The organism is Paractinoplanes atraurantiacus, from assembly GCF_900215205.1.
Lineage (GTDB): Bacteria > Actinomycetota > Actinomycetes > Mycobacteriales > Micromonosporaceae > Actinoplanes > Actinoplanes atraurantiacus.
The window spans coordinates 1-26,192 of record NZ_OBDY01000031.1 but is presented as its reverse complement, the minus strand read 5'-3'; the positions used below and the strand labels follow the sequence as shown (position 1 = coordinate 26,192).

Annotated in this window: 24 protein-coding genes and 1 pseudogene; 11 read left to right on the top strand and 14 right to left on the bottom strand. The window is 70.4% G+C overall.

What is annotated here, in order from left to right; translation table 11 throughout:
- Positions 1-37: 37 nt before the first annotated feature.
- The 5 genes from CRP55_RS42380 to CRP55_RS42365 all read left to right on the top strand — a co-directional run bounded on the left by CRP55_RS42380 (position 38) and on the right by CRP55_RS42365 (position 4,941).
- Positions 38-886 carry a hypothetical protein gene (locus CRP55_RS42380; protein WP_097327672.1) on the top strand — a complete coding sequence of 283 codons (849 nt, stop codon included), beginning with the start codon at positions 38-40 and terminating at the stop codon, positions 884-886.
- Positions 883-1,902, top strand: a complete 1,020-nt coding sequence (locus tag CRP55_RS42375; protein WP_245923721.1) for a heme/hemin ABC transporter substrate-binding protein — start codon at positions 883-885, stop codon at positions 1,900-1,902. The genes CRP55_RS42380 and CRP55_RS42375 overlap by 4 nt, the downstream gene beginning before the upstream one ends.
- A complete protein-coding gene (locus CRP55_RS54145; RefSeq protein ID WP_218854920.1) occupies positions 1,893-3,041 on the top strand; it encodes a FecCD family ABC transporter permease in 1,149 nt (382 codons plus the stop codon). The genes CRP55_RS42375 and CRP55_RS54145 overlap by 10 nt, the downstream gene beginning before the upstream one ends.
- Positions 3,038-3,796, top strand: coding sequence for a heme ABC transporter ATP-binding protein (locus tag CRP55_RS54140; RefSeq protein ID WP_218854909.1), 759 nt, complete (start codon positions 3,038-3,040; stop codon positions 3,794-3,796). The genes CRP55_RS54145 and CRP55_RS54140 overlap by 4 nt, the downstream gene beginning before the upstream one ends.
- A 101-nt stretch (positions 3,797-3,897) precedes the next feature.
- Entirely contained in the window at positions 3,898-4,941 is a 1,044-nt protein-coding gene (locus CRP55_RS42365) for an NAD-dependent epimerase/dehydratase family protein (RefSeq protein WP_143235316.1), read from the top strand.
- A 435-nt stretch (positions 4,942-5,376) separates the two neighbouring features.
- Here CRP55_RS42365 and CRP55_RS42360 read toward each other — a convergent pair whose 3' ends face one another.
- The 4 genes from CRP55_RS42360 to CRP55_RS42345 are packed head-to-tail and all read right to left on the bottom strand — an operon-like array spanning position 5,377 to position 8,969.
- Positions 5,377-6,579: a glycosyltransferase 87 family protein gene (locus CRP55_RS42360; protein ID WP_097327670.1), complete on the bottom strand. Its 1,203-nt coding sequence runs from the start codon at positions 6,577-6,579 to the stop codon at positions 5,377-5,379.
- A gap of 22 nt (positions 6,580-6,601) precedes the next feature.
- A complete protein-coding gene (locus CRP55_RS42355; protein ID WP_097327669.1) occupies positions 6,602-7,138 on the bottom strand; it encodes a GtrA family protein in 537 nt (178 codons plus the stop codon).
- A 32-nt stretch (positions 7,139-7,170) separates the two neighbouring features.
- A complete protein-coding gene (locus CRP55_RS42350) occupies positions 7,171-8,004 on the bottom strand; it encodes an ABC transporter permease (protein WP_097327668.1) in 834 nt (277 codons plus the stop codon).
- Positions 8,001-8,969, bottom strand: coding sequence for an ATP-binding cassette domain-containing protein (locus tag CRP55_RS42345; RefSeq protein ID WP_097327667.1), 969 nt, complete (start codon positions 8,967-8,969; stop codon positions 8,001-8,003). The genes CRP55_RS42350 and CRP55_RS42345 overlap by 4 nt, the downstream gene beginning before the upstream one ends.
- A gap of 84 nt (positions 8,970-9,053) precedes the next feature.
- On the opposite strand from CRP55_RS42345, the gene CRP55_RS42340 reads away from it, so the two are divergent.
- On the top strand, positions 9,054-9,269 hold the full coding sequence (locus CRP55_RS42340; RefSeq protein WP_097327666.1) for a hypothetical protein: 216 nt from the start codon (positions 9,054-9,056) through the stop codon (positions 9,267-9,269).
- Here CRP55_RS42340 and CRP55_RS42335 read toward each other — a convergent pair.
- Complete coding sequence (locus CRP55_RS42335; RefSeq protein ID WP_097327665.1) at positions 9,253-10,080, bottom strand: universal stress protein; 828 nt, start codon at positions 10,078-10,080, stop codon at positions 9,253-9,255. The two genes, CRP55_RS42340 and CRP55_RS42335, sit on opposite strands and share 17 nt — an antisense overlap.
- A 48-nt stretch (positions 10,081-10,128) precedes the next feature.
- On the opposite strand from CRP55_RS42335, the gene CRP55_RS42330 reads away from it, so the two are divergent.
- Complete coding sequence (locus tag CRP55_RS42330; protein WP_097327664.1) at positions 10,129-10,479, top strand: DUF1304 domain-containing protein; 351 nt, start codon at positions 10,129-10,131, stop codon at positions 10,477-10,479.
- 3 nt (positions 10,480-10,482) lie between these two features.
- On the opposite strand, the gene CRP55_RS42325 is transcribed toward CRP55_RS42330, so the two are convergent.
- Both CRP55_RS42325 and CRP55_RS42320 read right to left on the bottom strand, forming a co-directional pair.
- Positions 10,483-10,692: a dodecin gene (locus tag CRP55_RS42325; protein ID WP_097327663.1), complete on the bottom strand. Its 210-nt coding sequence runs from the start codon at positions 10,690-10,692 to the stop codon at positions 10,483-10,485.
- A gap of 5 nt (positions 10,693-10,697) precedes the next feature.
- Complete coding sequence (locus CRP55_RS42320) at positions 10,698-13,229, bottom strand: alpha/beta hydrolase (protein WP_097327662.1); 2,532 nt, start codon at positions 13,227-13,229, stop codon at positions 10,698-10,700.
- A gap of 65 nt (positions 13,230-13,294) precedes the next feature.
- Here CRP55_RS42320 and CRP55_RS42315 point away from each other — a divergent pair, with 65 nt between their 5' ends.
- Complete coding sequence (locus tag CRP55_RS42315) at positions 13,295-15,508, top strand: molybdopterin oxidoreductase family protein (RefSeq protein ID WP_097327661.1); 2,214 nt, start codon at positions 13,295-13,297, stop codon at positions 15,506-15,508.
- Here CRP55_RS42315 and CRP55_RS42310 read toward each other — a convergent pair.
- The 3 genes from CRP55_RS42310 to CRP55_RS42300 are packed head-to-tail and all read right to left on the bottom strand — an operon-like array spanning position 15,465 to position 18,521.
- Complete coding sequence (locus CRP55_RS42310; RefSeq protein WP_097327660.1) at positions 15,465-16,742, bottom strand: hemolysin family protein; 1,278 nt, start codon at positions 16,740-16,742, stop codon at positions 15,465-15,467. The two genes, CRP55_RS42315 and CRP55_RS42310, sit on opposite strands and share 44 nt — an antisense overlap.
- Before the next feature lie 10 nt (positions 16,743-16,752).
- Positions 16,753-17,670, bottom strand: coding sequence for a cation diffusion facilitator family transporter (locus CRP55_RS42305; RefSeq protein ID WP_097327659.1), 918 nt, complete (start codon positions 17,668-17,670; stop codon positions 16,753-16,755).
- Positions 17,671-17,675: 5 nt separating this feature from the next.
- On the bottom strand, positions 17,676-18,521 hold the full coding sequence (locus CRP55_RS42300; RefSeq protein ID WP_097327658.1) for an ion transporter: 846 nt from the start codon (positions 18,519-18,521) through the stop codon (positions 17,676-17,678).
- Positions 18,522-18,586: 65 nt separating this feature from the next.
- Between CRP55_RS42300 and CRP55_RS56395 the strand changes: the two are divergent.
- A pseudogene (locus tag CRP55_RS56395) lies at positions 18,587-18,718 on the top strand (DUF6196 family protein); the annotation flags it as partial.
- On the opposite strand, the gene CRP55_RS42295 reads toward CRP55_RS56395, so the two are convergent.
- The 4 genes from CRP55_RS42295 to CRP55_RS55295 all read right to left on the bottom strand — a co-directional run bounded on the left by CRP55_RS42295 (position 18,660) and on the right by CRP55_RS55295 (position 21,609).
- Positions 18,660-19,907 (bottom strand): hypothetical protein, encoded by a 1,248-nt coding sequence (locus CRP55_RS42295; protein WP_097327657.1) that lies wholly within the window; start codon positions 19,905-19,907, stop codon positions 18,660-18,662. The pseudogene CRP55_RS56395 and the gene CRP55_RS42295 overlap by 59 nt on opposite strands.
- 62 nt (positions 19,908-19,969) lie before the next feature.
- Positions 19,970-21,091 (bottom strand): hypothetical protein, encoded by a 1,122-nt coding sequence (locus CRP55_RS42290; RefSeq protein ID WP_097327656.1) that lies wholly within the window; start codon positions 21,089-21,091, stop codon positions 19,970-19,972.
- The gene (locus CRP55_RS55300) at positions 21,081-21,344 is read right to left on the bottom strand and encodes a sigma-70 family RNA polymerase sigma factor (protein WP_245923720.1); all 264 of its coding nucleotides are present in this window, start codon (positions 21,342-21,344) and stop codon (positions 21,081-21,083) included. Before CRP55_RS55300 ends, CRP55_RS42290 begins: the two co-directional genes overlap by 11 nt.
- Positions 21,334-21,609, bottom strand: a complete 276-nt coding sequence (locus tag CRP55_RS55295) for a sigma factor (protein ID WP_245923719.1) — start codon at positions 21,607-21,609, stop codon at positions 21,334-21,336. Before CRP55_RS55295 ends, CRP55_RS55300 begins: the two co-directional genes overlap by 11 nt.
- A gap of 86 nt (positions 21,610-21,695) precedes the next feature.
- Between CRP55_RS55295 and CRP55_RS42280 the strand changes: the two genes are divergently transcribed.
- Complete coding sequence (locus tag CRP55_RS42280; protein ID WP_097327655.1) at positions 21,696-22,769, top strand: esterase-like activity of phytase family protein; 1,074 nt, start codon at positions 21,696-21,698, stop codon at positions 22,767-22,769.
- Positions 22,770-22,772: 3 nt separating this feature from the next.
- A complete protein-coding gene (locus CRP55_RS42275) occupies positions 22,773-25,649 on the top strand; it encodes an NACHT domain-containing protein (RefSeq protein WP_097327654.1) in 2,877 nt (958 codons plus the stop codon).
- Positions 25,650-26,192: the final 543 nt, after the last annotated feature.

The following is a 26,192-nucleotide window of genomic DNA, read 5'->3' as shown; positions in this document are numbered from 1 at the left end:
TGATCAAAAGCAAGATCAAATTTCGCTGGGAGGCACAGTGCGCATCGGCCGCGCAGCGGTGACGGTCACTGCTTCGGTCCTGCTCGCCACCCTCGGCGTCGGCGCACCCGCGCAGGCCGCGAAGCATCTTTCGGTCTCCAAGACCAAAGGCCTGAAGCGCGCCGGCGAGACCGTGACGGTCTCGGGCCGTGGCTACGACGTGACCAAGGGCATATACGTGGCGTTCTGTGTGGACAACGGGGCGGGCGCGGTGCCCTCGCCGTGCGGTGGGGGCGCGGACATGTCCGGCTCCTCCGGCTCGTCCGCCTGGATCTCCTCCAACCCACCGTCGTACGGCGAAGGCCTGGCCAAGCCGTACGGCAAGGGCGGCTCGTTCACGGTGAGCATCAACGTCAGCCAGATGATCGGCGACGTCGACTGCACGGTGAAGACGTGCGCGATAGTCACCCGCAACGACCACACCCGGACAAGCGACAGATCTCAGGATGTACGCATCCCCGTGCGCTTCGCGGCACCACCGGTGGCCAACGCACCCGCGGCAACCAGGGCCGCCCCCGCGCAAACGGCAGCGCCCGCGGCCGTTCCAACCGCCGCGGCGACCGCCGGCGGCAGCAAGAAGACCCCGGCCGGGCCACCCAGCGTTCAGCTCGCGACCGCGGCCCCGCCCGCCGCCACGACGGCCGTCGCCGTGGACACAGTGGACTCGATCGCGCTCAACCGCACGAGCTCGGCCACCCCGCTCGGTCATTGGTGGGCCATCGGCGGGGCGTTCATCGCCGGCATGCTCGGCGCTGCCGTAATAGGCCGGCTCCGTCGCCGGCGTCCCCTCGCCGCGGCCGGCGGCACCCCCGTCGGCGCGGCCGGCGGCGTCAAGGAGGAACTGTGAACCGCCGTACCACCGCCGCTGTTGCTCTGGCGGCTTTCCTGCTCACCGGTTGCACCTCGGTGAGCGAGGTCGGCGCCGAGCCGGCCGCCGCCTCGAACGGCTGCGGCATCGCGACCGCCAAGCTGGCCGGCGAGGACGTCACCCCGCTCGACCCCAAGCCCGTACCCCAATTGCCCGTGACCGTCGCGTCGGCCGACGGCCGGAAAGTCACCGTGAAGAGCGCCGACCGCATCCTCGCGGTCAACCTCTACGGTTCGCTCGGCGAGCTCGTCTTCAGCCTGGGCCTCGGCTCCCATGTGGTCGGCCGCGACACCTCGACCACGTTCCCCGCCGCCGCGAAGCTCCCCCTGGTCACCCCGCAGGGCCACGACCTGTCGGCCGAGGCCGTCCTCAAGCTCGACCCGACCGTGATCCTCGCCGACGACAGCATCGGCCCGGCGACCGCGCTCGAGCAGATCCGCAAGGCCGGCATCCCCGTCGTCATGATCGACGACCAGCAGTCCATGGCCGGCGTCCCGAAGCACATCCGCGCCGTCGCCGCCGCCCTGGGCGTGCCCGAGGCCGGCGAGCGCCTCGTCACGCGCGTCCAGTCCGAGATCGACGCCGCCAAGAAGACAGCGCCCACGACAGGCAAGAAGCTGAAGATCGCTTTCCTGTACGTCCGGGGCACCGCCGGCGTCTTCCTGATCGGCGGCAAGGACGCCGGCTCCGACGCCATGATCGAGGCGATCGGCGCCGAGGACGCGGGCTCCGCCGCCGGCTTGACGAAGTTCCGCCCCTTGACGAGCGAGGGCCTGATCAACGCCGCCCCCGACGTCATCCTGGTCATGACCGAGGGCCTCAACTCCGTGAACGGCGTCGAGGGCCTCCTCAAGCTCCCCGGCGTCGCGCAGACCCCGGCCGGCATCAACCGCCGCATCGTCGACATGGACGACGGCGTCCTGCTGAACTTCGGCGGCCGCACCGGCAAGGCCGTGGAGGCTTTGGCAAAGGCGGTCTACGGCCCATGCAGCTGACCACACCGCCCGCCTCTGAATCGCCGTCGCCCGCCTCCGAAACGCCGTCGTCCGTGCCGCCGAAATCGGCATGGGCGCCGCGTCTCCGGGTTCCCGCCCACCTTCGCGGGCCGGCCCGCATCGGCCTGATCGGCGGCCTCGCCGTCGCCCTGATCGCGGTCTGCCTCCTGGCCGCCGGCCGTGGTCAGGTGCCCATCTCCCCCGCCGAAGTGGCCGGCTCCCTGCTGCACCGCCTCGGCGTCGACCTCGGCCCGATGCCGTCCGCGGTGCAGGGCGAGAACGCCCTCTGGCTCGTCCGGTTCCCCCGCGTCACCCTCGCCGTGATCGTCGGCGCTTCCTTGGGCACGGCCGGCGCGCTCATGCAGGGCGTCTTCGGCAACCCCCTCGCCGAGCCCGGCGTCATCGGCGTCTCCTCGGGCGCCGCGGTCGGCGCCGCCGCCGCCATCGTCAGCGGCGTCACCGTCTTCGGCATCTGGACCACCGCGGCCGCCGCTTTCCTGGGCGGAATCCTGACGACCTTCATGGTGTACGCGATGAGCCGCGCCAACGGCCGCACCGAGGTCGTGACCCTGGTCCTGACGGGCGTGGCCGTCAACGCCACCGCCGGCGCCCTGCTCGGCCTGCTGATGTTCCTGACCGACGACGACGGCGTCCGGGCCATCGCCTTCTGGCAGTTGGGCAGCCTGGCCCAGGCCACCTGGGGCGCCGTCTCGGTCGCCGCACCCTGCGCCCTCGTCGGCCTGGCCGTGGCCGCCGTGATCGCCCGCCGCCTCGACCTGCTGGCCCTGGGCGAGGCCCCCGCCCGCCACCTGGGCGTGGACACCGAACGCCTGCGCCTGATCGCCATCACCGCCACGGCCCTGCTGACCGCCTCGGCCGTGGCCTTCACCGGCATCATCAGCTTCGTGGGCCTGGTCGTTCCCCACCTGATCCGCATGGTCGCCGGCCCCGGCCATCGAGTCCTGATGCCGGCGAGCGCCCTGGGCGGCGCGGTGGTCGTGGTCCTGGGCGACCTGATAGCCCGCACCGCCATCGACTACCAGGAGCTCCCGCTGGGCGTCCTGACCGCCGTGGTGGGCGGCCCCGCCTTCTTCTGGCTGCTGCGCCGGACCCGGGCCAAGTCCGGAGGCTGGGGATGAAGGCGACCGGCATCGAGGTCACCCTGGGTGGCCGCAAGGTCGTCGACGGCGTCGACCTGCACGCGGATCCCGGTGAGGTGGTGGCCCTGGTCGGCCCGAACGGCGCCGGCAAATCCACACTGCTGGCCGCCCTCTCGGGTGATCTGCCCACCGGGGGCCGCATCGAGATCGGCGGGCGCGACCTGCGTTCGTACAAACGAATCGATCTGGCCCGTCAGCGCGCCGTGCTCCCGCAGAAGTCAGCGCTGTCCTTCCCCTTCACCGTCGGCGAGGTGATCCGGATGGGCCGCGCCCCGTGGGCCGGCCGCCCCGAGGCGGCGGAGGACGACGAGGCCGTCACCGAAGCCATGCTGCGCACCGAGGTCACCGCCTTCGCCACCCGCCCTTTCCAGGCCTTGTCCGGCGGCGAACAGGCGCGGGTCGCCCTGGCCCGCGTCCTGGCCCAGCGCACCCCGGTGCTCCTGCTGGACGAGCCCACCGCCGCCCTGGACCTGCGCCATCAGGAGCTGGTCCTGCAGGTGGCCCGGGAACGTTCCCGAGCCGGCGCCTCGGTGATCGTGGTCCTGCACGACCTGGGCCTGGCCGCCGCCTACGCCGACCGCGTCTACGTCCTGGCCGCCGGCCGGGTGAGGGCGCAGGGCCCACCCGCCCACATCTTCACCGAAGATCTCCTGACCGACGTCTACCACCACGAAGTGGAGGTCCTCCCCCATCCCCGAACCGGCACTCCCTTGGTGATCCCCCGCCGGCGCTGACCTCCCGGCCTCCCGGCCTCGATGATCCGCCGAGGCGGCGGGTCACTCGATGTAGGGTCTCGCCGGGTTGGAGAAGGCAGCGCCGGATTCGGGGGCTCGTTGTGCGGTCGGCTTTGGTTGTCGGGGGAACGGGATTGATCGGGCGCGCGGTGGCGCGCCGCCTGGTGTCGGCCGGGTGGCGGGTCACCGTCACGGGCCGGGATCCCGGGCACATGCCCGCGGATCTGGAGGTGGCCGGGGTGCAGTTCCGGGCGGTCGACCGCGACGACGCCGTGGGGCTGGCTTCGGCGGTCGGGGGTGGGTTCGACTTTCTTCTCGACTGCGTGTGCTTCACGGGTGCCCAGGCCCGCGTGCTGCTTCCGCTGCTCGGCGACGTCGGCTCGGCCGCGATGATCTCCAGCAAGGCGGTCTACGTCGACGCCGACGGCAACCACGTCAACTCGGCTTCGCCTCCCCGCTTCGACGGCCCGGTGACCGAGCGGCAGCCCACCATGAAGCCGGGCGACATGCCCTACAACTCGGCGGAGGGCTACGGCGCCAACAAGGTCGCCGCCGAGCACGCCCTCCTCGACAGCGGCCGGCCGGTGACGGTGCTGCGCCCGTCGAAGGTGCACGGCGAAGGCGCCACCCCGCCCCGCGAGTGGTATTTCGTGAAGCGCGCCGTCGACCGCCGCCCAGCGATCCTGCTGGCCGGCCACGGCCGCGGCGCCGACCACCCGTCCGCGGCGGTCAACATCGCCGCCTTGGCCGAAACCGTGGCGGAGAACCCCGGACGCCGCATCCTCAACGCCGCCGACCCCGACGCCCCCGACGGTTTAACGATCTCCCGCACGATCGCCGCCCTGACCGGCCATCACTGGCGCGAGGTCCTCCTGGACGACAGCGCCCCCACGCAGCTGGGACGCCATCCCTGGCACAGCCTCCCGCCGATCACATTGGACACCAGAGCCGCCGAGGCCCTGGGTTACCGCCCCGTCGGCACCTACGCCGCGACGGTCACTCACGCGGTGACGCCACTCCTCGACCAGGCGGCCCACCACCCCGCATGGACTCCACCGGGCGTGGACCCCGATCTGACCGCGACCTGGTTCGACTACGAGTCCGAGGACGCCTGGCTCCGCACCAGCGACCACCTGCCGACCTGACCGAACCGACACCGGCATCGGGCTCGCCGGTCGGCGACATCCTTCGGACGAACCCGCAGCCTGTCTGATCCAGCCCGACATCGTCGCCGCACGCATGGGCGTCGCCGTCCTGGTGCCGCCGGAGGGCGGATGGGGGAAGACGGCCACGGCGATGGCGAGTCCGCTGGATGACTGCACGGACAAGTGGGTCTGCGAGTGGAGGCGGCGTTCTGGGACGGCTCCGGGCACGGCCGGCGAACACCATCATCGATCTGGGGGCGCACCACCATCCGGATTTCGTCTGGGTGGGGAGCGAAGCATCCGGTCCGGTATGCCACGACCGGCTCAGCTCCGAGGTCAACAGCCAGACTCGCGGGGCGAAGACGACGTTCTCCAGCGGGAGGGCTGGTGGCGGCCCCTGGGCAGCAGGCACCTAGGTGCCTGGATCGCTGCTTGTCATGTCATGAGGGGCTGTGCGGGTTCGCTGGCGGGACTCGGGCCTGCGCGTCTGGTGATCGGGCCGGCCTGACGGCTGAGCAGGACGACGGCCCAGAGGCAGAGGGCGAGCGCGGCGAGCAGATAGGCGTTGCCCAGGATGTGCTCGATCGGGCCCCAGCCGTACTCGCGGCGCTGACCCCACGGCGACCACACGAACATGCGGGACGCGAACACCGCGGTCCACAGGGCGGCCGCCCACCGGCTGTAGGCCCAGAGCGCCAGCCCGATGGGCACCGCCCACACCCAGTGGTGGGACCAGGAGACCGGCGAGGCGAGCAGCATGGCCAGCGCTCCGAAGCCGGTTCCGAGCACCCGGTCGCCGCGGCGCCACCACACGGCGGCGAGGGCCACGACGGCCAGGGCGAGCGGCCCGGCGACCGCGAGCCACAGCAGGTTCGGCGGCACCCCGTCGAGCAGCCGGGTGAGCGCGCCGAACACCGACTGGTTGTGGGCCAGTTCCGGTGGCCCGACCCGGCCCGCCTTGAACAGGCCCTCGGTCCAATACGTCGTGGCCGGGCCGGGGGCGACCGCGAAGCCGATGGCGACGGTGGCGGCGAAGGCCAGGAGCGCCCGGCCCGCCGTCGACCGGCGGCCGACCATTATCAGCAGCACGACGAACACCAGCGGGGTCAGTTTCACACCGGCGGCGATGCCCACGAGCAGGCCGGACCAGCGCCGTTCCGGGTGTACCAGGTCGATCAGCACCGCCAGCATCAGCAGCAGGTTGATCTGGCCGAAGGTCAGGTTCTGCCACACCGGTTCCAGCGCGAACGCGCCACCGGCCAGCAGTGCGGCCAGCCATCCCGGAACGGGGCGGCGCAGGGCGCGGCCCACCACCAGGATGGCCCCGGCCAGCGCGCCCACCGACGCCGCGGTCCACAACGCCGTGACGAGCCACCCGGGCAGGAATCCCAGCGGAATCATCGCCGCCGCCGCGAACGGCGGATAGGTGAAGCGCAGGTTGGTTGCCGGGTCCCGCGACCCGTACAGAGGCAGGCCGTCGAACGCCAGCCGGCCGCCGTACTGGTATACCGAGAGGTCGACGAACCCTCCGTGCAGGTGCAGCCTGGCAGGCACGTGCGCCCAGGCCACTGCGCCGGCCAGGACGGCGGCAGCGATCACCAAGGCCAGGACGGGGCCGAGAGCGCGTGATCGATTCATGGCCGGAGGCGAACGCGACCGCTCAGCGGCGGGCGCGCTTGACCGGCTTGTGCTTCGTGATGGGGCTTCGGGGGCCCCGGGCGGAACGCCGGGAGGCGGGCCGGGGCCGGGCCTCCGGGTGGGGGAAGACGAACTTCTTGAAGGCCCACAAGCGGAAGACCATGGCGAGCAGGGTGCCGAGGATGATGCCGCTGACGAAGTCGGCTATCTCCTGGGCGGGGCGGCTCACCTCGGGGACGCGCAGGAGCAGGACGTAGCGGGACACCCAGAGCGGGATCAGCGTGAGCACGATGCCGACGGCGCTGACGGCGAAGAACAGGGCGGCCTCGTGGCGCTGTTCGCGGCCGCCCCGGGTCCGGAAGGACCATTCGCGGTTCAGCACGTACGACAGGATCGTGCTGAGCACGGTGGCTATGGCCAGGGCCGTGACCGGCTTCTCGTGCAGCACGGTCAGCTTCAGGGCGTAGTTGATGAACGTCGTCGCCAGGAAGCAGACGCCGCCGACCATGAGGAACTTGGCCGCTTCGTGGTGCTTGCGCCACAACCGGGTGAGCAACATTCCAGGGATCTTAGGCCAAACGCACAAACCACCTACTTCCGGTTGTAGAGGCGCATGGTCACGGCGCCGAAGACGATGACCAGGACGGCGCTGGCCAGCAGGGTCCACATGATCTCGGGCATGTCGGGGTCGCCGGCCATGATCGAGCGGATGGCCGAGACCAGGTGGGTGATGGGGTTGACCTTGACGAAGGCCTGGAGCCAGCCGGGCATGGTCGACGGCTCGACGAAGACGTTGCTGAGGAAGGTCAGCGGGAACAGGACCAGCATGCTGACGCCCATCACCGATTTCTCGGAGCGCAGCAGCAGGCCGAACATGGTCCAGATCCAGGAGAAGGCGAACGAGAAGACCACCAGCAGGGCGATGCCGCCGATCACGCCCATCACGCCGCCGTCGGGGCGGAAGCCGAGGATCAGGCCGACCACCATGATCGTGGTGGCGGCCAGGATGTAGCGCAGGACGTCGCCGAAGATCATGCCGACCAGGGCGGCCGGGCGCCACACCGGCAGGGTGCGGAAGCGGTCGAAGACGCCCTTCTCGATGTCGGTGTTGAGGCCGACGCCGGTGTACATCGTGATCATGACGACGCTGGTGACCATGATGCCGGGCAGGAAGAACTGCAGGTATTCGCTGGTGGAGCCGGCCAGCGCGCCGCCGAACAGGTACGTGAACATCAGCGTCATGATGATCGGGAACGCGGTGACGTCGAAGAGCTGCTCGGGGACGTGCTTGATCTTCAGGACGGCCCGCCAGCCGAAGGTCAGCGACGCCGCCAGGGCGCCGGGCCGCGACGGCGCGGCGTTGCGGGACAGCACAGCGCTGAAGGTGTCGGTGGAGGGTGTGTAGGTGGACGACGTGGTGGTCATGCCGACACCGCCTGAGTGGTAGAGGAGGTCAGGGCCAGGAAGACCTCGTCGAGGCTGGGCTGGCCGAGGGAGAAGTCGTCCACAACGATGCCGGCGTCGGCCAGGCGGGCCAGCGCTCGTGACGCCTGCGCGGCCGCACCCTGGGAAGAGCCGTCGGCGCGGGCGGTCAAAGCCACGGGATCGGCCTCGAGCTGCACGGCCGTGCCCAGCTCCTCGGCCAGGACCCGCTCGGCCGCCGGCCGCTGGGCGGCGTCGCGCAGTCGCACGTGGACCGTGCCGGCGCCGATGGACGACTTGAGCTCGCCGGGCGTGCCCTCGGCGATCACCCGGCCGTGGTCGATCACCGCGATGCGCCCGGCCAGCTGGTCCGCCTCGTCGAGATATTGCGTGGTCAGCAGCACCGTCGTGCCGTTGGCGACCACGATGCGGATGATGTCCCACACCTGGTTGCGGCTGCGCGGGTCGAGCCCGGTCGTCGGCTCGTCGAGGAACAGCAGGTCGGGCGTGTTGAGGATGCTGGCCGCGATGTCGATGCGCCGGCGCATGCCGCCCGAGTATTTCTTGACCTGGCGGTCGGCCGCCTCGGTCAGCCCGAACGCCGCGAGCAGCTGCGCCGACCGGTCGCGGGCGGCGCGCTTGCCGTGCCCGAGCAGGCGGCCCAGCAGGACGAGGTTTTCGGTGCCGGTGAGGTCTTCGTCGACCGACGCGTACTGCCCGGTGAGGCTGACCCGGCTGCGGACCGCGTCGGCTTCGCGGACCACGTCGTGGCCGAACACGCGGGCGGTGCCGCCGTCGGGACGCAGGAGCGTCGCCAACATCCGTACCACCGTGGTCTTGCCTGCTCCGTTCGGCCCGAGGAGGCCGTAGACCGTGCCCGCGGGCACGGTCAGGTCGACGCCGTCGACCGCGCGGTTGTCGCCGAAGGTCTTCACCAGACCCGTGGTTTCGATCGCCGGTGGGTTCATGCCCGCCATGCTGCCTCAGGGGTGTGACATTTTTCTCTCTCGGAGGCGTACGGTGACTCCAAGGAGTGGCCCTGGAGAGTGGCAATGGAGCTGCGAACCCGCCTGCTGATTCTGCGATGCGACTACCTGCTGCGCCGCGCGAACCGCCAGCGCCGCCGGCGGCTGGCCGCCGAGCTCGCCATGTACAGCAACCATGACGAGCTGAACGACCTGCACGCGCTGCTGGACACCTATCCCGACGGGCAGACCCACGAGATCCGGCAGATCCTCTACGAACAGGCGGTCAGGCGCGCGCGATGAGCACCGGGCATTCCGCCCGTTGCAGCAGCCGGGTGCCGACCGGCCCGAGCAGCGCGCCCTGCTGGCGTGCACCGGCCACCACCAGCTGAGCCTGGCGGCACTGTTGCAGCAGCACCTTGTCGGGCTTGCCGCCGATCACCTCGCGGGTGGCCCGCACCTGCGGATACTTCTCGCGCCAGGGGTCGAGCTGAAGGTCGATCTCGGTGCCGAGCGCTTCCTCGGCGGTCGACGAGCCGCCGTCGCGCACGGTCACCGCGATGAGCGGCGCCCCGCGCATGGCCGCCTCCTCGAAGGCCCGCCCGATGATCGTGGAGGCGTCGGGGTCGTCGTTGACGCCGACCACGATCGGGCCGTCCGCCGGGACCTCGCCGCCGCGCACCACGACCACGCAGCACTGGGCCTGGGTGGCGACCTGGCTGCAGACCGATCCGTGTGCCTGCCCGAAGAAGCTGCGCCCGCCGTGGCTGCCGAGCACCACCAGGGCCGCCTCCTCGGCCGCGTGGACCAGCACCGGCACCGCGTAGCCGGGCAGCGCGACGCCCCGCACCGAGACTCCCGGGGCGACGGCCCGGGCCTGCTGCACCGCTGTCTGCACTGTCGACGTGTCGGCGTCGGCGTCGGCCTGCCGGGCGTCCAGAGCGAAGGACTCTCGACGGTGCCGGGCGATCAGCACCCGCAGCTCCGCTTGGCGCATCCGGGCCTCCTCGGCGGCCCACCGCACCGCCGCCGCGGAACCCGCGGATCCGTCGACCCCGACCACTACTCTCGTTTTGATCATGGCGTTCGCCTCCTCCTTCAAGGAGAAACCCATCGGAGGGGGTTATCAAGACGCTGTTCAGGTGGCGATAGCCTGGCGCCCATGATCATCGTTGCGAACGTCCTGGTCGCGCTCGTCGCGCTGATCCACCTCTACATCCTGGTGCTGGAGATGTTCCTCTGGACGACCCCGCGCGGGCGCAAGGCGTTCGGCACCACGGCCGAGTTCGCCGAGCAGACCAGGACCCTCGGCGCCAACCAGGGTCTCTACAACGGCTTCCTGGCGGCCGGCCTCATCTGGGGCCTGATCGACGGCGCCGACGCCATCAAAATCTTCTTCCTGGCCTGCGTGGCCGTCGCGGGCGTGTTCGGCGCGGCCACGGCCAGCCGGCGGATCATCTACGTGCAGACGCTTCCCGCCGTGCTGGCCATGGCCGCGGTTCTCATCGCGTAAGAATCAGTCCTCGACCCGGAAGCCGATCTTCAACCGAACCTGATAGTGCGCGACCTCCCCGTCGACCACCTGACCGCGGATTTCCTGCGTCTCGAACCATTCGATGTTGCGGACGGTCCGGTTCGCCTTGGAGATCGCCGTGCGGATCGCGTCGTCGACGCTGGTCGGGCTGCTGCCCACTACCTCGCTGAGCCGGTACACATGATTGGTCATGCGCCTCAGCTTCCGCTCACCGTTCCGGTCAGCACAAGGTCGGGCGTCACGTGCAGCTCGACCGATTCATCGGGCTCGGCCAGCGTGTCGGTGATGGTCGGAACGACGAGCGAGCCCGTCTGGGAGCCCGGCTCGAAGACGGCCCACGGCAGCGCCTCGGTCGAGGAGAGCGGCCGCGACGGTTCCGGCTCCTCCCAGGCCACGTCGCGGAACCACGTCGGATCGACGTCGGTGCTGGAAAGCTCGGGACCGTTCGGCGGTTCCGGCGCCGCGCCCACGTAATAGGCCGACTCGACCGGCGCCGACAGTTTCAGCTCCCAGCTCAGGGTCTCCCCCTCGGCCTTGCGCACCGATGTGACGGCCGCGCTGACGGTCGGTTCCGGATCGTCGTTCTCGACCGTGATCCCGCCGATGTAGTCGCGGATCTGGAAGCCCCGCTCGGCTTTCGCGAACAGATATTCGCCCTCCCCTTCGCCGTACATCTCGTCGCCCTCGACCCGGAACGGCACGGTCAGCGAACGGTCTACGGTGACCAGCCACGTCTTCGTCACCTCGTAGGTGAACGCGTCGACCAGGAAGAACCGCACCTGGCCCTTTCCACGCCCGGCCACCGTCACCGGCACCTGATAGGTCTTCACTCCCGAGTCGCCTTCGGCGACGGTCAGATTTCCGATGTCCAGTTGCGGCAGGTTCGGGGTTCCGGTGGGCGGGGTCCCTTTGCCGTACGCCCACGCGTCGAGCACGAAAGCGGGCCCGGATCCGGAGAATTCGAGCGCCTTGACGGTCAGGCGCGGAATCGGCAGCCGAACCTCCTGACCCCAGTACGAGGTCGTCAGTTCGGTGCCGGGCAGACCATTCAGCCGTACGTCTCCGAGCGCCACCCGGCGACCGTCGGCCGCGATCGCGGTGACCCCGAACGTCGTGTTGCTGGTGTTCGGCGGGACGATGACCCGCAGCGCCAGCGTGCCGCTGTCCACCCGCACCGGCCGGGGCAGCAGGGCACGTTGTTTGGCTCCGGACAGCGACACCGCGTACCGGCCCGGCTCGGGCACGATCGGCCCGAAGGTCGTGAAGTGCCCGATCCGCGAGTCGATGTCCTCCGGGTCGAGGCACGAGCGCGCCGCCACATTCGTGACCTGCTCACAGATCCGCACGCCCTTGACCGCGGGACCGGGAATCAGCACCGGGCTGCGGTTGCCGCCCAGCGCGTGGCTGAGCACGCGAGCCGGATCGGCCGACGGCGCCCGCACCCCGCTGCCGTCGAGCAGCGGCAGCACCCGGTCGTCGTCCTGCACGAACAGCCGCGCCGCGGCCGCGATGTAGGTCGCTCCCGCCTTCTGCTGCTGCGCCGGCGTCAACCGCGTGGGCGTGCCCGGCGAGCAGACCGGATCGGTGGCGTCCCCGCTGTAGAAGTCGTCCCACGCGGGCGCCGCCGCCTGTCCCGGCGTCCATTCCGTGTTGAAGAAGTTGTGGTTGGCCCCGATGAAGTAGAGGGCGCTGTGCAGCGCTTTCCCGCGGCTCACGCCACGGGTCTCGTCGACGTACATCTGCCCTTGCAGGTCGAAGACGTCGCCGTCGCAGCCGGGCAGAATGGTCGCCGACGGCACGTCCGGCACCGGGTTGTGCCCGAACAGCGTCGGCCCGATCAGCAGCAGCCCGCGAATGGTCCACCGCTTGTCGGCGGCCATCGCGGCCCGGCTCACGCCTTCACCGCCGCGCGAGTGCCCGACGAGATAGACCTTCGACAGATCCACCCGGTGGTCCTTGGCGAGCAGCGCGAGATGGTGGCGCACCAGTTCGGCCCGGGCCTGCGCGCCGCCGTCCTCGCTCGCCCAGTCCTGCCCGTTGATGCCGTTGGCCGAGATCGACACGGTCATGTAGCCCTGCGAGGCGAGCAGTTCCTGCGCCTGGAGATAGCCGCGGTAGCTGGGAATCGGCAGCGTCCCTTCGGGGCACGGCCATTCTTGCGGAACCTCCTCGCTGTCGCCCTGATAGCAGACCGAGTGCCGGCCGTGCAGGAACAGCGCGAGGGGCCGTTTGCCGGTCGCGTTGACCGGCGCCACGACGACGGCCTTCGTCTCGACCGGCTCGGGGTATTCCAGCTTCACCGGCGCCAGGTCGTATTCCGAGGTGACCGTCCGATAGGGCCCGGGAACGCCGGGGTCCACGCTGCCCGGAGGCCGCAGGGCGGGTGCGGGGGCCGCCGGGGCCGCCTTCGCCGCACGCGCGGGTGAGCGGTCCAGGCGTTTTCCGCCCGCCCGGACGGAGAGGTCGTCGAGGGGGCCGGACGTGGAGAGCGAGAAGGTCCGCCCGTCCGGGTGCGGTTTCGCCTTTCCGAGCAGCCGGTTTCCCGACCAGAACTCGACCGCCGCGTCGCCCATCGGCACCCGCTTCTCGGCGGTGAACACCAGCTTTCCGTCCACCACGGACCAGCCACCGCCCGGGTCCGGGGCGGTCGGTGGCGCGGCGACCGCGCTCCCGGCCATGCCTACGACAAGTGTCACGGCGACCGCCGCCGCCGTCAGTAGTCTTCGCATGCAAGCGTGTCTATCTCACAGCCGCAACCAGCTCGAAGATCGTCGAATCATGGCACCATGACACGATGGCTGAGGCGACGACGCGTACGGCATATCGAACCTGTCCGCTCTGTGAGGCCGCCTGCGGCCTGGAGCTCACCATCGCGGCCGACCGGGTGGTGGCGGCCCGCGGCGACCGCGACCACGTCTTCAGTCACGGCTTCGTCTGTCCCAAGGGCGCGACGTTCGGCCAGCTCACCGACGATCCCGATCGGCTGCGCCGCCCGCTGGTGCGCCGCGACGGCCGGCACGTCGAGGTGAGCTGGGAGGAGGCGTTCGCCGAAATCAAAAACGGTCTCGGACCGATTCTTCAGGCGTACGGACGAGACGCCGTCGCTCTTTATCTCGGCAACCCGAACGTGCACACCATGGCCGGCGGCCTCTACGTGACCCCGCTGGTCAAGGCTCTGGGCAGCAAGAACACGTTCTCGGCGAGCACGGTCGACCAGATGCCCAAGCACGTCTCGTGCGGCTATCTCTACGGCAACCCGCTGGCCATCCCGGTGCCCGACATCGACCGCACCGATCTGCTGCTCATCCTGGGCGCCAACCCGTGGGAGTCCAACGGCAGCCTGGCCACGGCGGCCGACTTCCCGGGCCGGCTGCGGGCGATCCAGCAGCGCGGCGGCCGCTTCATCGTGGTCGATCCGCGGCGCACCCGCACGGCCGAGCACGCCGACGAGCATCTGTTCATCCGGCCCGGCACCGACGCGTTCCTGCTCTTCGGCATCGTGCACACCCTGTTCGCCGAGGAGCTCACCGACGTGGGTCCCCACATCTCCGGCGTCGAGGGTGTACGGGTTCTCGCGGGCGACTTCCCGCCCGAGGTGGCCGCCGCGGCGTGCGGCGTGCCGGCCGAGCGGATCGTCGCGCTGGCCCGCGAGCTGGCGGCCGCGCCGAGCGCGGCCGTCTACGGGCGGATCGGCACGTGCACGGTCGAGTTCGGCACCCTGACCAGCTGGCTCATCGACGTGGTCAACGTGCTCACCGGCAACCTCGACAAGCCCGGCGGCGTGATGTTCCCGCTGGCCGCGCACACCCGCAAGCAGAGCCGGCCCGGCGGCAAGGGCTTCCGGGTCGGGCGCTGGCACAGCCGGGTGCGGGGGCTGCCCGAGGTCAAGGGCGAGCTGCCGGTGTCGGTGCTGGCCGACGAGATCGAGACGCCGGGCGACGGTCAGGTCCGCGGGTTCGTCACGGTCGCCGGCAACCCGGTGCTGTCCACACCGAACAGTGGGCGGCTCGACCGGGCGCTGTCCGGGCTCGACTTCATGGTCAGCGTCGATCCGTACCTGAACGAGACGACCCGGCACGCCGACGTGATCCTGCCGCCGACCGACCCGGCCCGCAAGGGCCATTACGACTTCTCGTTCCTGGCCCTGGCCGTGCGCAACTTCGCCGCGTACTCACCGGCCGTGCTGCCGGCCGACGAGGGCAGCCTGGACGAGTGCGACATCCTGGCCCGGCTCACGGCGATCATCGCGGGCCGCGACGTCGAGGCGCCGGTCGTGCACGAGCAGATGTTGACCGCGCTGCTGGAGAAGGCGGCCGGTCCGCTCGGGCGGGACGCGGCCGAGCTGCGGGCCGAGGTCACCGGTGATCATCCGGCCGAGCGCCTGCTCGACGTGGCGGTGCGGACCGGTGCTTATGGCGACCTGTTCGGCGTACAACCAAAGGGGTTGACCCTGAAAAAGCTCCTCGACAGCCCGCACGGTGTCGATCTCGGACCGTTGGAGCCGCGCATCCCGGAGGTGTTGCGGACGGCGAGCGGGACGGTCGAGCTGTGCCCGGCCCCGCTCGTGGCCGAGACCGCGCGGCTCAAGGAGGCGCTGGGCCGGCGGCGCGACGATCTCGTGCTGATCGGGCGGCGGCATCTGCGGTCGAACAACAGCTGGATGCACAACGTGCCGGCGCTGGTGAAAGGCCGCGACCGGTGCACGTTGCAGGTCAACCCGGTCGACGCCCAGCGGCTGGAGGTCAAGGACGGCGACGAGGCTCAGGTGACCTCGCGCGCCGGCCTGCTGCACGCGACCGTCGAGGTCACCGACCGGGTCATGCCCGGCGTGGTGAGCCTGCCGCACGGCTGGGGCCACGGCGTGCCCGGCACCCGCATGCGGGTCGCGGCCGGCCATCCGGGCGTCAACTCCAACCTGCTCACCGACGAGCTGACGATCGATCCGCTGTCGGGCAACAGCGTGCTCAACGGGATTCCGGTACGGGTTTCCGCCAGCGGATCTCGGTGATGGCCCGGCCCGCGACCCGGGTGACCTCGGCCGTGGCGCCGTCGATGGTCACGGTCTCGCCGGGCGCGGTCGGGATGTGCCCGAGCTTGGAGAGCACCAGCCCGGCCACGGTGGTGTAGTCGGCGTCCTCGAGGCGCTCGATGTCGATGCCGACGTCGGGCAGGTCGTGGATCGGGAAGGTGCCCGGCATGATCAGCGCGCCGTCGGCCTCGCGCACGACCGACTGCACGTCGCGGTCGGTCTCGTCGTAGATCTCGCCCACGACCTCCTCGACCAGGTCCTCCATCGTGACGATCCCGTCGATGGCGCCGCGCTCGTCGACGACCAGGGCCAGCTGCTGGCGCTGGCCGCGCAGCTGCATCATCGCGTCGGAGACCTTGAGGCTCTCGGGCAGGAAGAGCGCGTCGAACATGTGGTCCTGCACGGGCCCCCGGGCGTCGATCAGGTCGCGCAGGTGGGTCACGCCGAGCACGTCGTCCAGGCCCATCGGCCCGGTCACCGGCGCCCGGGAGTGCCCGCCGGCCACGAGCCGGGCCAGGGCCTCGTGGGCGGGCAGGTCGGCCGGGATCACCAGCACGTCGCGGCGCGGGACAAGGATCTCGCGCAGCACCCGGTCGGCGATCTCGAAGGCCCCGCTGATGATGGTCCGCTGCTCCGGGGTGAACTCCTGCTGCTGGGTCACGAGATCGCGGATCTCCTCGGTGCTGACCTCTTCGCGGGTCGCGTTCGGGTCGACGCCGGTCAGGCGGACCAGAAGGTCGGTCGACTTGCCGAGAAGCCAGTTGACCGGCCGCGCCAGCGTCGAGAGGAAGTCCAGCGGGCGGGCCACCATCAGCGCCCAGCCCTCGGCCCGCTGCATGGCGATCCGCTTCGGCGCCAGCTCGCCGACGACCAGGGTGAAGAAGGTCAGCACGATGGTGACCAGCACGATCGACACCGGCTCGGCCGCACTGCCCAGGAAGCTCAGCGGCCCGGTCAGCGGCTTGGCCAGCGACACCGCGGCCGACGCCGAGGCCAGGAAGCCGGCCAGGGTGATGCCGATCTGGATGGTGGCCAGGAACCGGTTGGGGTCACGCGCCAGCTTCGCCAGCGTCGCCCCGGTGCGCGACTTGCGCTCCAGGCGCTGCAACTGGCTGTCCCGCAGCGAGATCAGCGCCATCTCGCTGCCGGAGAACGCGGCGTTGAGCAGCACCAGGAACACGACCAGGACGATCTGCCATCCGTAGCTGCCCACGGCACACTCCCTAGGACGCCGGCCGGTAGATGTCCGGCTCCAGATAGATCACTTTCGCCGAGGGTACGGCAGCACGGACCCGAGCCTCGGCGTCGTCGATGGTGGCGGCGATGTCGCGGCCCTCGTCCTCCGCCCCGACGCCGATCTTGGCAGCGAGCAGCAGCTCGTCCGGGCCGAGATGCATGGTGCGCAGGTGGATCACCTGATCCACGCCGGGCGCGTCGAGCAGCGCCCGCTCGATCGCGGCGATCTGCTCGGGCACGGCCGACTCGCCGATGATCAGGCTCTTGGTCTCGGTGGCCAGCAGCACGGCCACGGTCACCAGCAACAGGCCGATGCACAGGGTGGCGATGCCGTCGAAGACGCCGTTGCCGGTGGCCACGCTCAGCCCGACGCCGAGCAGGGCGAACAGCAGGCCGATCAGGGCGCCGCTGTCCTCGAGCAGGATCACCGGCAGCTCGGGGTTGCGGGTGCGCCGGATGAAGGCCAGCCAGTCGCGCTTGCCGCGGGTCCGGTTGGCCTCGCCGACCGCGGTGCGCAGGGCGTAGCCCTCGAGCGCGGCCGCGATCACGAGGACGACCACGGCGACGATCGGCGACTCCAGCGGATGCGGGTCCCTGATCTTGTGATAGCCCTCGTAGACGGCGTAGAGCCCGCCCAGGCTGAACAGGATGATCGCCACCAGGAAGGCGTAGACGTACCGTTCCCGCGCGTACCCGAACGGGTGCAGCGCCGAGGCGGGCCGCTTGGCCCGGCGCCCGCCGATCAGCAGCAGCACCTGGTTGGCCGAGTCGGCCACCGAGTGCACGCCCTCGGCCAGCATCGAGGCCGACCCGGTGATCGCCGCCGCCACGAACTTGGACACGCCGATCAGCAGGTTCGCGCCCAGCGCGGTGATCACAGCCCGGGTGCTGCCCTCGGTCGCCATGATCGTCAGTCTTTCAGGAGTTCCCTCTCCATGGTTCGCGGACCCGGCAGGCTCTCCTGCTTCCCTGTCTGCGGCAGGCGCCGCTCCAGCTCGTCGATCAGCTGATGCAGGCGGGCCAGTTGCTCGTGCAGCGGCGGCTCGGACGCCTTGGCGCCCCGGGTCTCGTCGTGGGCTTCCTGCAGCGCGGTCAGCACCACGCCGACGAGCAGATTCGTGAGGAGATAACAGGCGGCGACCATGTACGACACGTAATAGAGCACCGCCCACTCGGTCACCTCACGCCCGGCCTGCAACGTGTCGGTGATGCCGTCCAGCGACAACAGGAGGAACAGTGTGAGCATGGCCTGCCCGACGGTGCCGTACCGCTCGGGGTAGGCCTCGCCGAACATCATCCAGCCCAGGATCGCGTACCCGTACAGCAGAAGAACGGTGACGAGCAGGAAGCTGCCGAGCCCGGGCAGACTGCGCCGGATCCCGATCAGGATGATGCGCAGGCTGGGGAAGAACCGGAACGTGCGCACGATCCGCGCCAGCCGCAACAGCCTCAGCAGTGTCACGTTCTCCCGCACGCCCGGCAGCAGCGGCGCGGCCACGATGACGAGATCGAACAGGTTCCACCGGTCCCGGAAGAATGCCGAACCGGAGGCCCCGAACCGCACGAGCAACTCGACAACGAAGTACGCGACACAGGCGTACTCGATCGCATGCAGCACCGGCCCGGCCGCCGCGACCACCGGATCGTACGTCTCGAGACCCAGCGTGATGGCATTGATCACGATGGCCGCGAAGCCGGCAAGATTGAACCAGGACGCCGCCACCAGACGGCTACAGAAGAGGGCGGTGCGCGTCATCGCCGGAAAGCGTATGACATCCCCGACGCCAGGGCACGAACCGGGCATCCCGTTCCGCCACACACCTCAAACGCCGGCTCGGCACAGGCGTGTTCGTCGTGTGCGGCAGCAACCGCGCGCGAGGCGGATCGCGGCAGGTCAACTCCCAGCGTTCGACGGTTGCTGATCGGCAGCGGGCGGATCGATGCCGAGCATGAGGGCGATACGCGCATCATAGGCGCGCCATTGATCGGCGATGCCGAGGCGCTCGATGGTGAGCTCCCGAAGGATAGCCAGCTGCTCGTTCGCCAGCACAGACTGGTAAACCTGCGTATTACTGGCGGCGATTTCGAGAATCCGCTCCACATCCGCAGCCGAAAGAATCTCCGCGATGGCGTTTATCCAACGAAGGACGCCGCCGGCGAAGATATACGTCGCGTGGACCTCGAGCAACTCCTCCAACTTGGGAAGCAAGCGCGGCTCCGGTCGATAAAGTTCCACTACGCGCCGCTTCTTTCCCACCTCGGTCACAACGTCGAAAAGACGCTCTATCAGCATGCCGTCGATGGGAGCGGCCGGTAATGGACCGAAGAGTTCGTAAGTATCCAGAAGCTCGGTGACCTCCACTTCGCGCATCAGCTGCTCGATGCGATTACGCGTGCCCAACCGCAGCGCATCCCACGTGAAGGGCAGATAACACAGCCCCGTGACAAGCCGCATCAATCCTGCATCGTCCAGATTGTCCTGCCGATCATTGAGGAGCTGGCGGGCAGCCTGTTCGAGCTCAGCCCGGGCAAGGCTGAACATCGCCATCGCGGTGCGGGCGCACCGCCAGCGGATCGTAGGGCTGACGTCGGCGGCCAGCGTCGCCTTGCAGACAGCCTTCATCAGGTTTGACCGCAGCGTCGCGGAGCCCCGGTCCAGATAGCTGTCTTTGAGATACTCCGCCAGCTTGCTGTCGGACCGGGGGAACGACGGCTGACTGATCTCTCGGATGAATCTCTCGATAGCCTTGCGTCCCGCCACAGGGCCATGCGCGAGAAGCCCGTCCACTGCTGCGGCGAGATGGGCGCGCACCAACTCCGGTCCGGGGTTGAACAACTCGTCGTCGCCACCGACATACGCTGGATGGGCGCACAGGTTTCGATCGGCCTTCAGTCTGCTCAGCTCGTCGTATTCGCGATTTCCCAGGAAATGCAGTTGATCGCGAGCCGTATCCAACAGCCCATTCTCGAATCGCTGCAGCGCAACCTTGTCGGAACTGGCGATTGCGGTTTCCAGCTCTTTCGCGCTCGCCGCCGCCGCGGGCTCGCCCTGCTCCGCAAGCAGGCGAATCTTGTCGATAAGGTCCGACGTCACCGCTATCCAGATCGCGAGGATGGCCGATCGGAAAGCGCCGGCACCCATGCCTGTTGCGACGCCTCATCTTACGGGACATCAACAACCGTGAATCACCGGATCTCGGTCTATCAACACCGCCAGATGAGAGGTCGGGTGACTGTCTCGCTGGGCTGCTCGCCCGCTATGACGGTGCCGTCGGCGCTGATGGCGGTGGCCACGTCGTAGTCGCGGTCGGCGCTCAAGTGGGGCAGGCGGCGGGTCGAGAGAGTGGCTTCGCGATACGGCGGGTTGAGTTCCGTCTTCGTCGTGACGCCCGCGACGACGCCTGTGCTGGTGATGCCGGCGGCGGCCATGCCGGGCACCGGCTGGGCCGGCTTGCCGTCCATCTGCCAGCGGACGGTGGGGCCGGCCGCGTTCGGGCCCATGCGCGGGGAGGCGATGACCCCCTCGCGGGTGGACGGGCCGGAAGTACCGACGATCCAGTCACCACTGATCGCGGTCGCGCTGCCCTCGCCCGTGCTGGGCAGCGGGCCGCCCTCGACCGTGGACTTCCAGACGTACGGCTTGCCGGCCGCGTGGCCGACGATCAGCTCCTCGTCGCCGATGCCGAGCGCGCCCGACTCCCCCGGCGCGTTCAGCAGGTGCACCTTCAGCGGGTCGGCCGCGGGCCAGAACGCCGCCCGCCCGGCCACCACGCCGACGATGTCGCCTCGCGTGTTGATCGCGTTGGCCGTGGCGTCGCTGCCGGCCGGGACAGGCAGGATGCGGAGCGTCCCGTTCGTCCACGCCCACGCGACCTGGCGCTCGCCGCGGGTGACGCCGCCGACCACCGTCCCGCCGGCGTTGACCCCGAGCGGGGTCGGCCCGAAGCCTGTGACGCCCAGGTCCTTCACCTGACCGTCCGTCCACAGCAGCGCCCGCCCCTGCCCTCCGGTCTCCTCCGAGGCCGGCACCGCCCCGGTGATGAAGCGGCCCGCAGGGTCGATGGCGGTCGTCGTCACCTGCTTCTCTCCCGCCGGCATCGCGAGCGCCGCCACCTGGCAGTCGTTCGCCGCCGGAGTGATCGACTTCTGGTCGGGCGGCCGGTTCACCGCGGCCACCACTCCCGCGACGGCCAGCACGCTGAACGCCGCCGCCCCGGCCCTTCTCATCGCGACCCGGCGACGGCCGGTGGCGACGGCCCGGTCGATGCTCACGTCGAGCGGCGGCACGTCCAGGTCGCGCAGCGCCGCCAGGCGGTCAGTTCCCATGCTTCCTCCACTGTGCGGCGGCCACCGGCTCCTCGAGCAGGTGGCGCATCTTGGCCAATCCCTTGGCGCTCTGGCTCTTGACCGTGCCGTCGCTGATGTCGAGCATCTCGGCCACCTCGCCGACCGGCAGGTCGTAGACGAAGCGCAGCACCAGCACCGCCCGCTGCCTCGGCGGCAGCTTCTTCAGCGCCGCCACCAGCGCCGGCCGGTCCTGGTTCTCGTGCACCGGCCTCTCCGGCACCTCACCCGCCATTCGAGACCTCACGGGATAGCCGGATGCGTGCACATGGGTTCCGCTGCTCGATCAGGAACTGCCGCAACAGCATCTTGCGGACGTACGCGTCCAGGTGCTCCACCGTGCGTATCCGATGCCACCGGGTGTAGAGCTTGACCAGCGTGTTCTGCACCAGGTCGGAGGCACGGTGAGCGTCCCCGCACAGCGTGTACGCGAGGCGCTGCAACCGGGGCACCCCGGCCCTCGCGTATTCGACGTACTCGCGCTCCGCGTCCGCGCGCATCGATGTTCCCCCTTCGTCACCCTCTCAATGCGCGCCGCCGCCGCAAAGGTTGCCCGGCGTTCACATCGCGGTCCTAGAAAGGATCGATGATTCGACGTCTGTCCATCATCGTCGCCGCCGCCGCGGCCGCCGGTGTGCTTGCCGCTTCGCCCGCCTTCGCCCATCCCGCGGCCGGCGTGCCGTCCCTGTCGCTGGTGGACTCGGCCGTGTTCGCGCCCGGCCAGCCGTTCGGCGGCATTTCCGGCATCGACTACGACCCGCGCACCGGCCGCTACGTGGCGATCAGCGACGACCGGTCGTCCATCGCACCGGCCCGCTATTACACCCTGCGGCTGCCGGTCTCGCGGAAGGGCCTGGGCACGCCGGTGGTCACGGGCGTGACGACGCTGCGCGACACGAACGGTCAGCCGTTCGCCAACGGCACGGTCGACCCCGAGGCCGTACGGGAACTGCCCGGCACCGATCGTCTCGCGTGGACCAGCGAGGGCGCCGCCTCGACCGGCATCCCCCCGTTCGTGCGGGAGACGTCACACGACGGCGCTTTCCGCCGCGAGTACCGTCTGCCGGCCGCTTATCTTCCGAGTGCGACTTCAGGCGTACGCAATAACCTCGCTCTTGAGTCTTTGACCGTCTCCGCCGATGGCCGTTCGCTGATCACGGCGACCGAGAACGCGCTCGTGCAGGACGGCCCGGCCGCCACGCTGACCAACGGCAGCAAGTCGCGGGTGCTCGTGCTCGACCGGCGGTCGGGCCGGGCGCGGGCCGAGTACGTCTATCCGGTCAGCCCGATCGCGCACGCGGCGACCGACCCCGCGAACCCGTACCAGGATCGCGGCCTGACCGACCTGCTGGCCATCAACCAGACGGATTTCCTGGCCGTCGAGCGCAGCTATGCGGGCGGCGTCGGCTTCACCATCCAGATCTTCTGGACTTCGACGCGCGGCGCCACCAACGCTGCCGGCCGTACGGCCTTGACCGGCACCGAGAAGGCGATGAGCAAGAAGCTCCTCTTCGAGTTCCCCGCCGCCGACAACGTGGAGGGCCTGACCTGGGGTCCGCGCCTGGCCGACGGCAGCCGCTCGATCGTCGCCGTCACCGACGACAACTTCGGCACGGCCGGTACCCAGTTCCACCTGCTGCGCTACGGCTCGCGCCGGTAGCGGATGACTGACGCGTTCTTCGTCGCGCTGCTGGGCGTCGCCGGCCAGCTCGTGCAGGGGCTCACCACCGAGCTCGTGCTCGAGATGCGGCGGCGCCGGTTGCCGGCCGCCCAGCTCGGTTCCCGCGAGCTCGACCGGGCCGTCGACACCACCCGCCGCCGCCTGGCCGACCTGCGGGCCCTTTCGCCCGACGAGTGGCAGGCCGCCACCGACGCCGCCGCGGCCGCGCTGGCCGGCGCCGGCGTCACCCTCGACCTGGTCTTCGAGCTCGACCTCGACCCGTCACGCCTGGCCAAGGCGGTCGAGTCCCGCGGCACGGCGGTGGCGCAACGGGCCGGGCTGTCAGCGGCCGGCGAGACCGTCTACCGCCGCGTCATCGGGGTGACCTGCGACCACGTCGTGACCGCGCTGCAGGCGCAGCCGGGCTTCGAACGGCTGCTCCAGCTCCGTACGTACCGCGAGATCCGCAAGCCCTCCGGCCTCCCCGACCCGGACTCCGTCTTCACCGCCCGGTATGTGGAGGTCGTCACCAAGCGGCTCGGGCAGTTCGAGCTGTTCGGCGTCACCCGCGGCCGGCGTCCCCGGCGGCACGCCTTCGACAAGTACGTGTCGCTGGCCGTGGCCCGCGGCGCCCCGGACGACGACGAGGAGGGTCTGACCGGGGTCGGCATCGACGTCGCCAACGCCCTCGCCGACCATCCCCGCGCCGTGATCCGCGGCGGCGCCGGGGCCGGCAAGACCACCCTGCTGCAGTGGATCGCCGCCGCCCAGACCGGCCTGGTGCCGTTCTTCGTGCCGCTGCGCCAGTTCGCACACGACGGCGCCGGCTTTCCCTCGCCGGAGCAGCTGCCCGGCATCATCGCGGGAACGATCCTCGGCGAGATGCCGGCCGGGTGGGCCAGCCGCCGCCTGGCCGCGGGCGGGGCCACCCTGCTGATCGACGGCGTGGACGAGCTGCCGCCGGAGAAACGCGAGGCCGTCCGCGACTGGGTGGCTTCGCTGGCCGAGGTCTACCCCGGCGCGCGTTACGTGGTGACCAGCCGCCCGCCCGCGATCGAGGAGGAGTGGCTGGACTTCGTGCCGTTCGACCTGCTGTCGCTCAGCGCCCAGGGCATCCAGGACTTCCTGTCGCGCTGGCACGAGGCCGCCCAGGAGGAGTACGGCGACGAGCCCGGCATGCACGAGTGGCTGGCCACCTGCCGCCGCGAGCTGGGCGAGCTGATCGCGACCCGGCCCGAGCTGCGCCGGCTGGCCGCCAACCCGCTGCTGGCCGGCCTGATCTGCGCGCTCTACCAGGACCGGCACATGCACATGCCGCGCGACCGCAAGAGCCTCTACGACGCCGCCCTGGAGCTTCTGCTGCTGCGCTGGGACGAGCGGCGCGGCGTGCGCCTCGACCAGGCGCCCGCGCTGAGCATGGAGGAGCAGGTCGTCATCCTGCAGCGCCTGGCGTATTCGCTGGTCAAGAACCAGGACATCCTGCTCCCCCGCGACCAGGCCGTGCACCGCATCCGGCACGCGATGCGCGGCATCCGGCCCGAGCACGCCGAGCCCGAAGCCGTCCTGCAGCGCACGCTCGAACGCACCGGCCTGCTCCGCGAGGTGTACGACGGCCAGATCCAGTTCGTGCACCGCACCTTCCGCGACTACCTGGCGGCGAAGGAGGTCGTCGACGCCGGCGACCTGGGCCTGCTGATCGAGAACGCCCACCTGGACCCGTGGCACGACGTGGTCATCATGGCCGTGGCCCACGCCCGCCCGATCGAACGCGAACGCCTCCTGGGCGACCTGCTCGCCGGCAACGCCGCCGCCCGGGAACGCCCCGCCGTCCACGACCGCCTGCGCCTGCTGGCCGCGGCCTGCCTGGCCCAGGCCGACGTCACCGAGAGCGACGAGATCCGCGATCAGGTCCACCGGGCCGCGCAGCGCCTCATCCCGCCCGCAAGCCTCGACGACGCCGAACTGCTGGCCCGCGCCGGCCCGTTCGTCCTGGAGCTGCTGCCGGGCCCGGAGGGCTTGAACGACGAGCAGGCCGCCGGCGTGGTCCGCACCGCCGCCATGATCGGCGGCGAGGCCGCCCGGGACACCATCGCCCGTTTCACCGCGATCGACCAGGCCCTGGTCATCGACGAGCTGCTCCGCGCCTGGCGCGTCTCGGACGACCCCGAGCGCTACGCCACCGAGGTCCTGGCCGACGTCGACTTCGGCGACCGCCGCCTGGACATCCAGCGCTGGTCCCGCGTCCAGTATCTGCGCCACCTGCGCCGCCTGACCACGGTCTCGTGCCGCGGCGACCTGACCCCACTGGACCCGTTGGCCGCCATCCCCAACCTGCGCCGCCTGGAGCTCTTGCAGAACACGGTCCTGCGCAACCTGACCCCACTGACCACAGCCCGCGAGCTGCGCGTCCTGCACCTGGCCAGCTGCCCCATGCTGCGCGACCTGTCCCCGCTGCGCCACACCCGCCTGACCGAGCTGCGCCTCTACCTGATGAACGCCTCCCTGCCCACCTTGACCGGCGCCCCCATCACCCGCCTGGTGATCCGCGACCGCACCCTCACCGCCGGCTTGCACGACCTCCCGGACACGCTGCCGCTGACCGAGCTGGTCCTGGAGAACCGGCCACCCGACCGCAACTTGCAGGGCATAGAGCGCTTCACCGGGCTACGCCACGTCGAGTTCATCGGCACCCCTTCTCGGCTCGAGCTGGAGTCGTTGGCCGCCCTCCCCCATTTGACCACCCTGACCGTCCACGCCCCCGACTCCATAGACGCCTTGGTGGAGCTCCCAGCCTTAACCCATTTGACCCTCCATGCCGTACGCGATGACGTGCGCACCAAAGCCCACTCCCTGACCCACCCCGTCATAGACCTCCACTGACCCCCTTCCTTCCTCGCGCCCACCCCGTCTGCGTCACGGCGGGCCGCCCTCCCTCCCTCCCTCCCTCCCTCGCGCCGAGCCCGCCTCCTGCTGCCTAACCGACCTCGCACCCAGCCGTACCGTCCGCATCTCGCCCCACGCTCTTTCCCGCCCGCCCCGCCCTTCGCGCCCGGCCCTACCCGTCGCGCCCGGCCATCTCCCTCCCCCGTTACCTTTTGATCGTCCCCAGCCGGGGGCTGCTCGGTCGCTCGGTCCGGTATGGCTTACCGCCCCTGTCGAACCAATGATCCGGGGGGTGTTGTCGCCGGGCCGGGTGGCGTCGGCGAGACCGCTGATAGGGACCCGGCCACCTTCGGGTAGGTCTCTCCGTAACGTGGCTGCCGGCAGTCCGACGCCTGATCAGCGGCCGAGCCCATGATGGACATCGTGGGAGATGAAGACGTGAGCGACGAGTACGGCGTATTCCTGGGCCTGGACGTCGGCAAGAGCGACCATCACGCGGTCGCGCTGGACCCGGCCGGCAAACGGCTGCACGACGCGGCG

Coding starts and splice junctions, on each gene's coding strand:
- CRP55_RS54145 (WP_218854920.1), top strand. CDS start 1,893: ATGCAGCTGACCACACCGCCCGCCTCTGAATCGCCGTCGCCCGCCTCC.
- CRP55_RS54140 (WP_218854909.1), top strand. CDS start 3,038: ATGAAGGCGACCGGCATCGAGGTCACCCTGGGTGGCCGCAAGGTCGTC.
- CRP55_RS42360 (WP_097327670.1), bottom strand. CDS start 6,579: ATGAATCGATCACGCGCTCTCGGCCCCGTCCTGGCCTTGGTGATCGCT.
- CRP55_RS42355 (WP_097327669.1), bottom strand. CDS start 7,138: ATGTTGCTCACCCGGTTGTGGCGCAAGCACCACGAAGCGGCCAAGTTC.
- CRP55_RS42350 (WP_097327668.1), bottom strand. CDS start 8,004: ATGACCACCACGTCGTCCACCTACACACCCTCCACCGACACCTTCAGC.
- CRP55_RS42345 (WP_097327667.1), bottom strand. CDS start 8,969: ATGAACCCACCGGCGATCGAAACCACGGGTCTGGTGAAGACCTTCGGC.
- CRP55_RS42340 (WP_097327666.1), top strand. CDS start 9,054: ATGGAGCTGCGAACCCGCCTGCTGATTCTGCGATGCGACTACCTGCTG.
- CRP55_RS42335 (WP_097327665.1), bottom strand. CDS start 10,080: ATGGGTTTCTCCTTGAAGGAGGAGGCGAACGCCATGATCAAAACGAGA.
- CRP55_RS42330 (WP_097327664.1), top strand. CDS start 10,129: ATGATCATCGTTGCGAACGTCCTGGTCGCGCTCGTCGCGCTGATCCAC.
- CRP55_RS42325 (WP_097327663.1), bottom strand. CDS start 10,692: ATGACCAATCATGTGTACCGGCTCAGCGAGGTAGTGGGCAGCAGCCCG.
- CRP55_RS42320 (WP_097327662.1), bottom strand. CDS start 13,229: ATGCGAAGACTACTGACGGCGGCGGCGGTCGCCGTGACACTTGTCGTA.
- CRP55_RS42315 (WP_097327661.1), top strand. CDS start 13,295: ATGGCTGAGGCGACGACGCGTACGGCATATCGAACCTGTCCGCTCTGT.
- CRP55_RS42305 (WP_097327659.1), bottom strand. CDS start 17,670: ATGGCGACCGAGGGCAGCACCCGGGCTGTGATCACCGCGCTGGGCGCG.
- CRP55_RS42300 (WP_097327658.1), bottom strand. CDS start 18,521: ATGACGCGCACCGCCCTCTTCTGTAGCCGTCTGGTGGCGGCGTCCTGG.
- CRP55_RS42295 (WP_097327657.1), bottom strand. CDS start 19,907: ATGGGTGCCGGCGCTTTCCGATCGGCCATCCTCGCGATCTGGATAGCG.
- CRP55_RS42290 (WP_097327656.1), bottom strand. CDS start 21,091: ATGGGAACTGACCGCCTGGCGGCGCTGCGCGACCTGGACGTGCCGCCG.
- CRP55_RS55300 (WP_245923720.1), bottom strand. CDS start 21,344: ATGGCGGGTGAGGTGCCGGAGAGGCCGGTGCACGAGAACCAGGACCGG.
- CRP55_RS55295 (WP_245923719.1), bottom strand. CDS start 21,609: ATGCGCGCGGACGCGGAGCGCGAGTACGTCGAATACGCGAGGGCCGGG.
- CRP55_RS42280 (WP_097327655.1), top strand. CDS start 21,696: ATGATTCGACGTCTGTCCATCATCGTCGCCGCCGCCGCGGCCGCCGGT.
- CRP55_RS42275 (WP_097327654.1), top strand. CDS start 22,773: ATGACTGACGCGTTCTTCGTCGCGCTGCTGGGCGTCGCCGGCCAGCTC.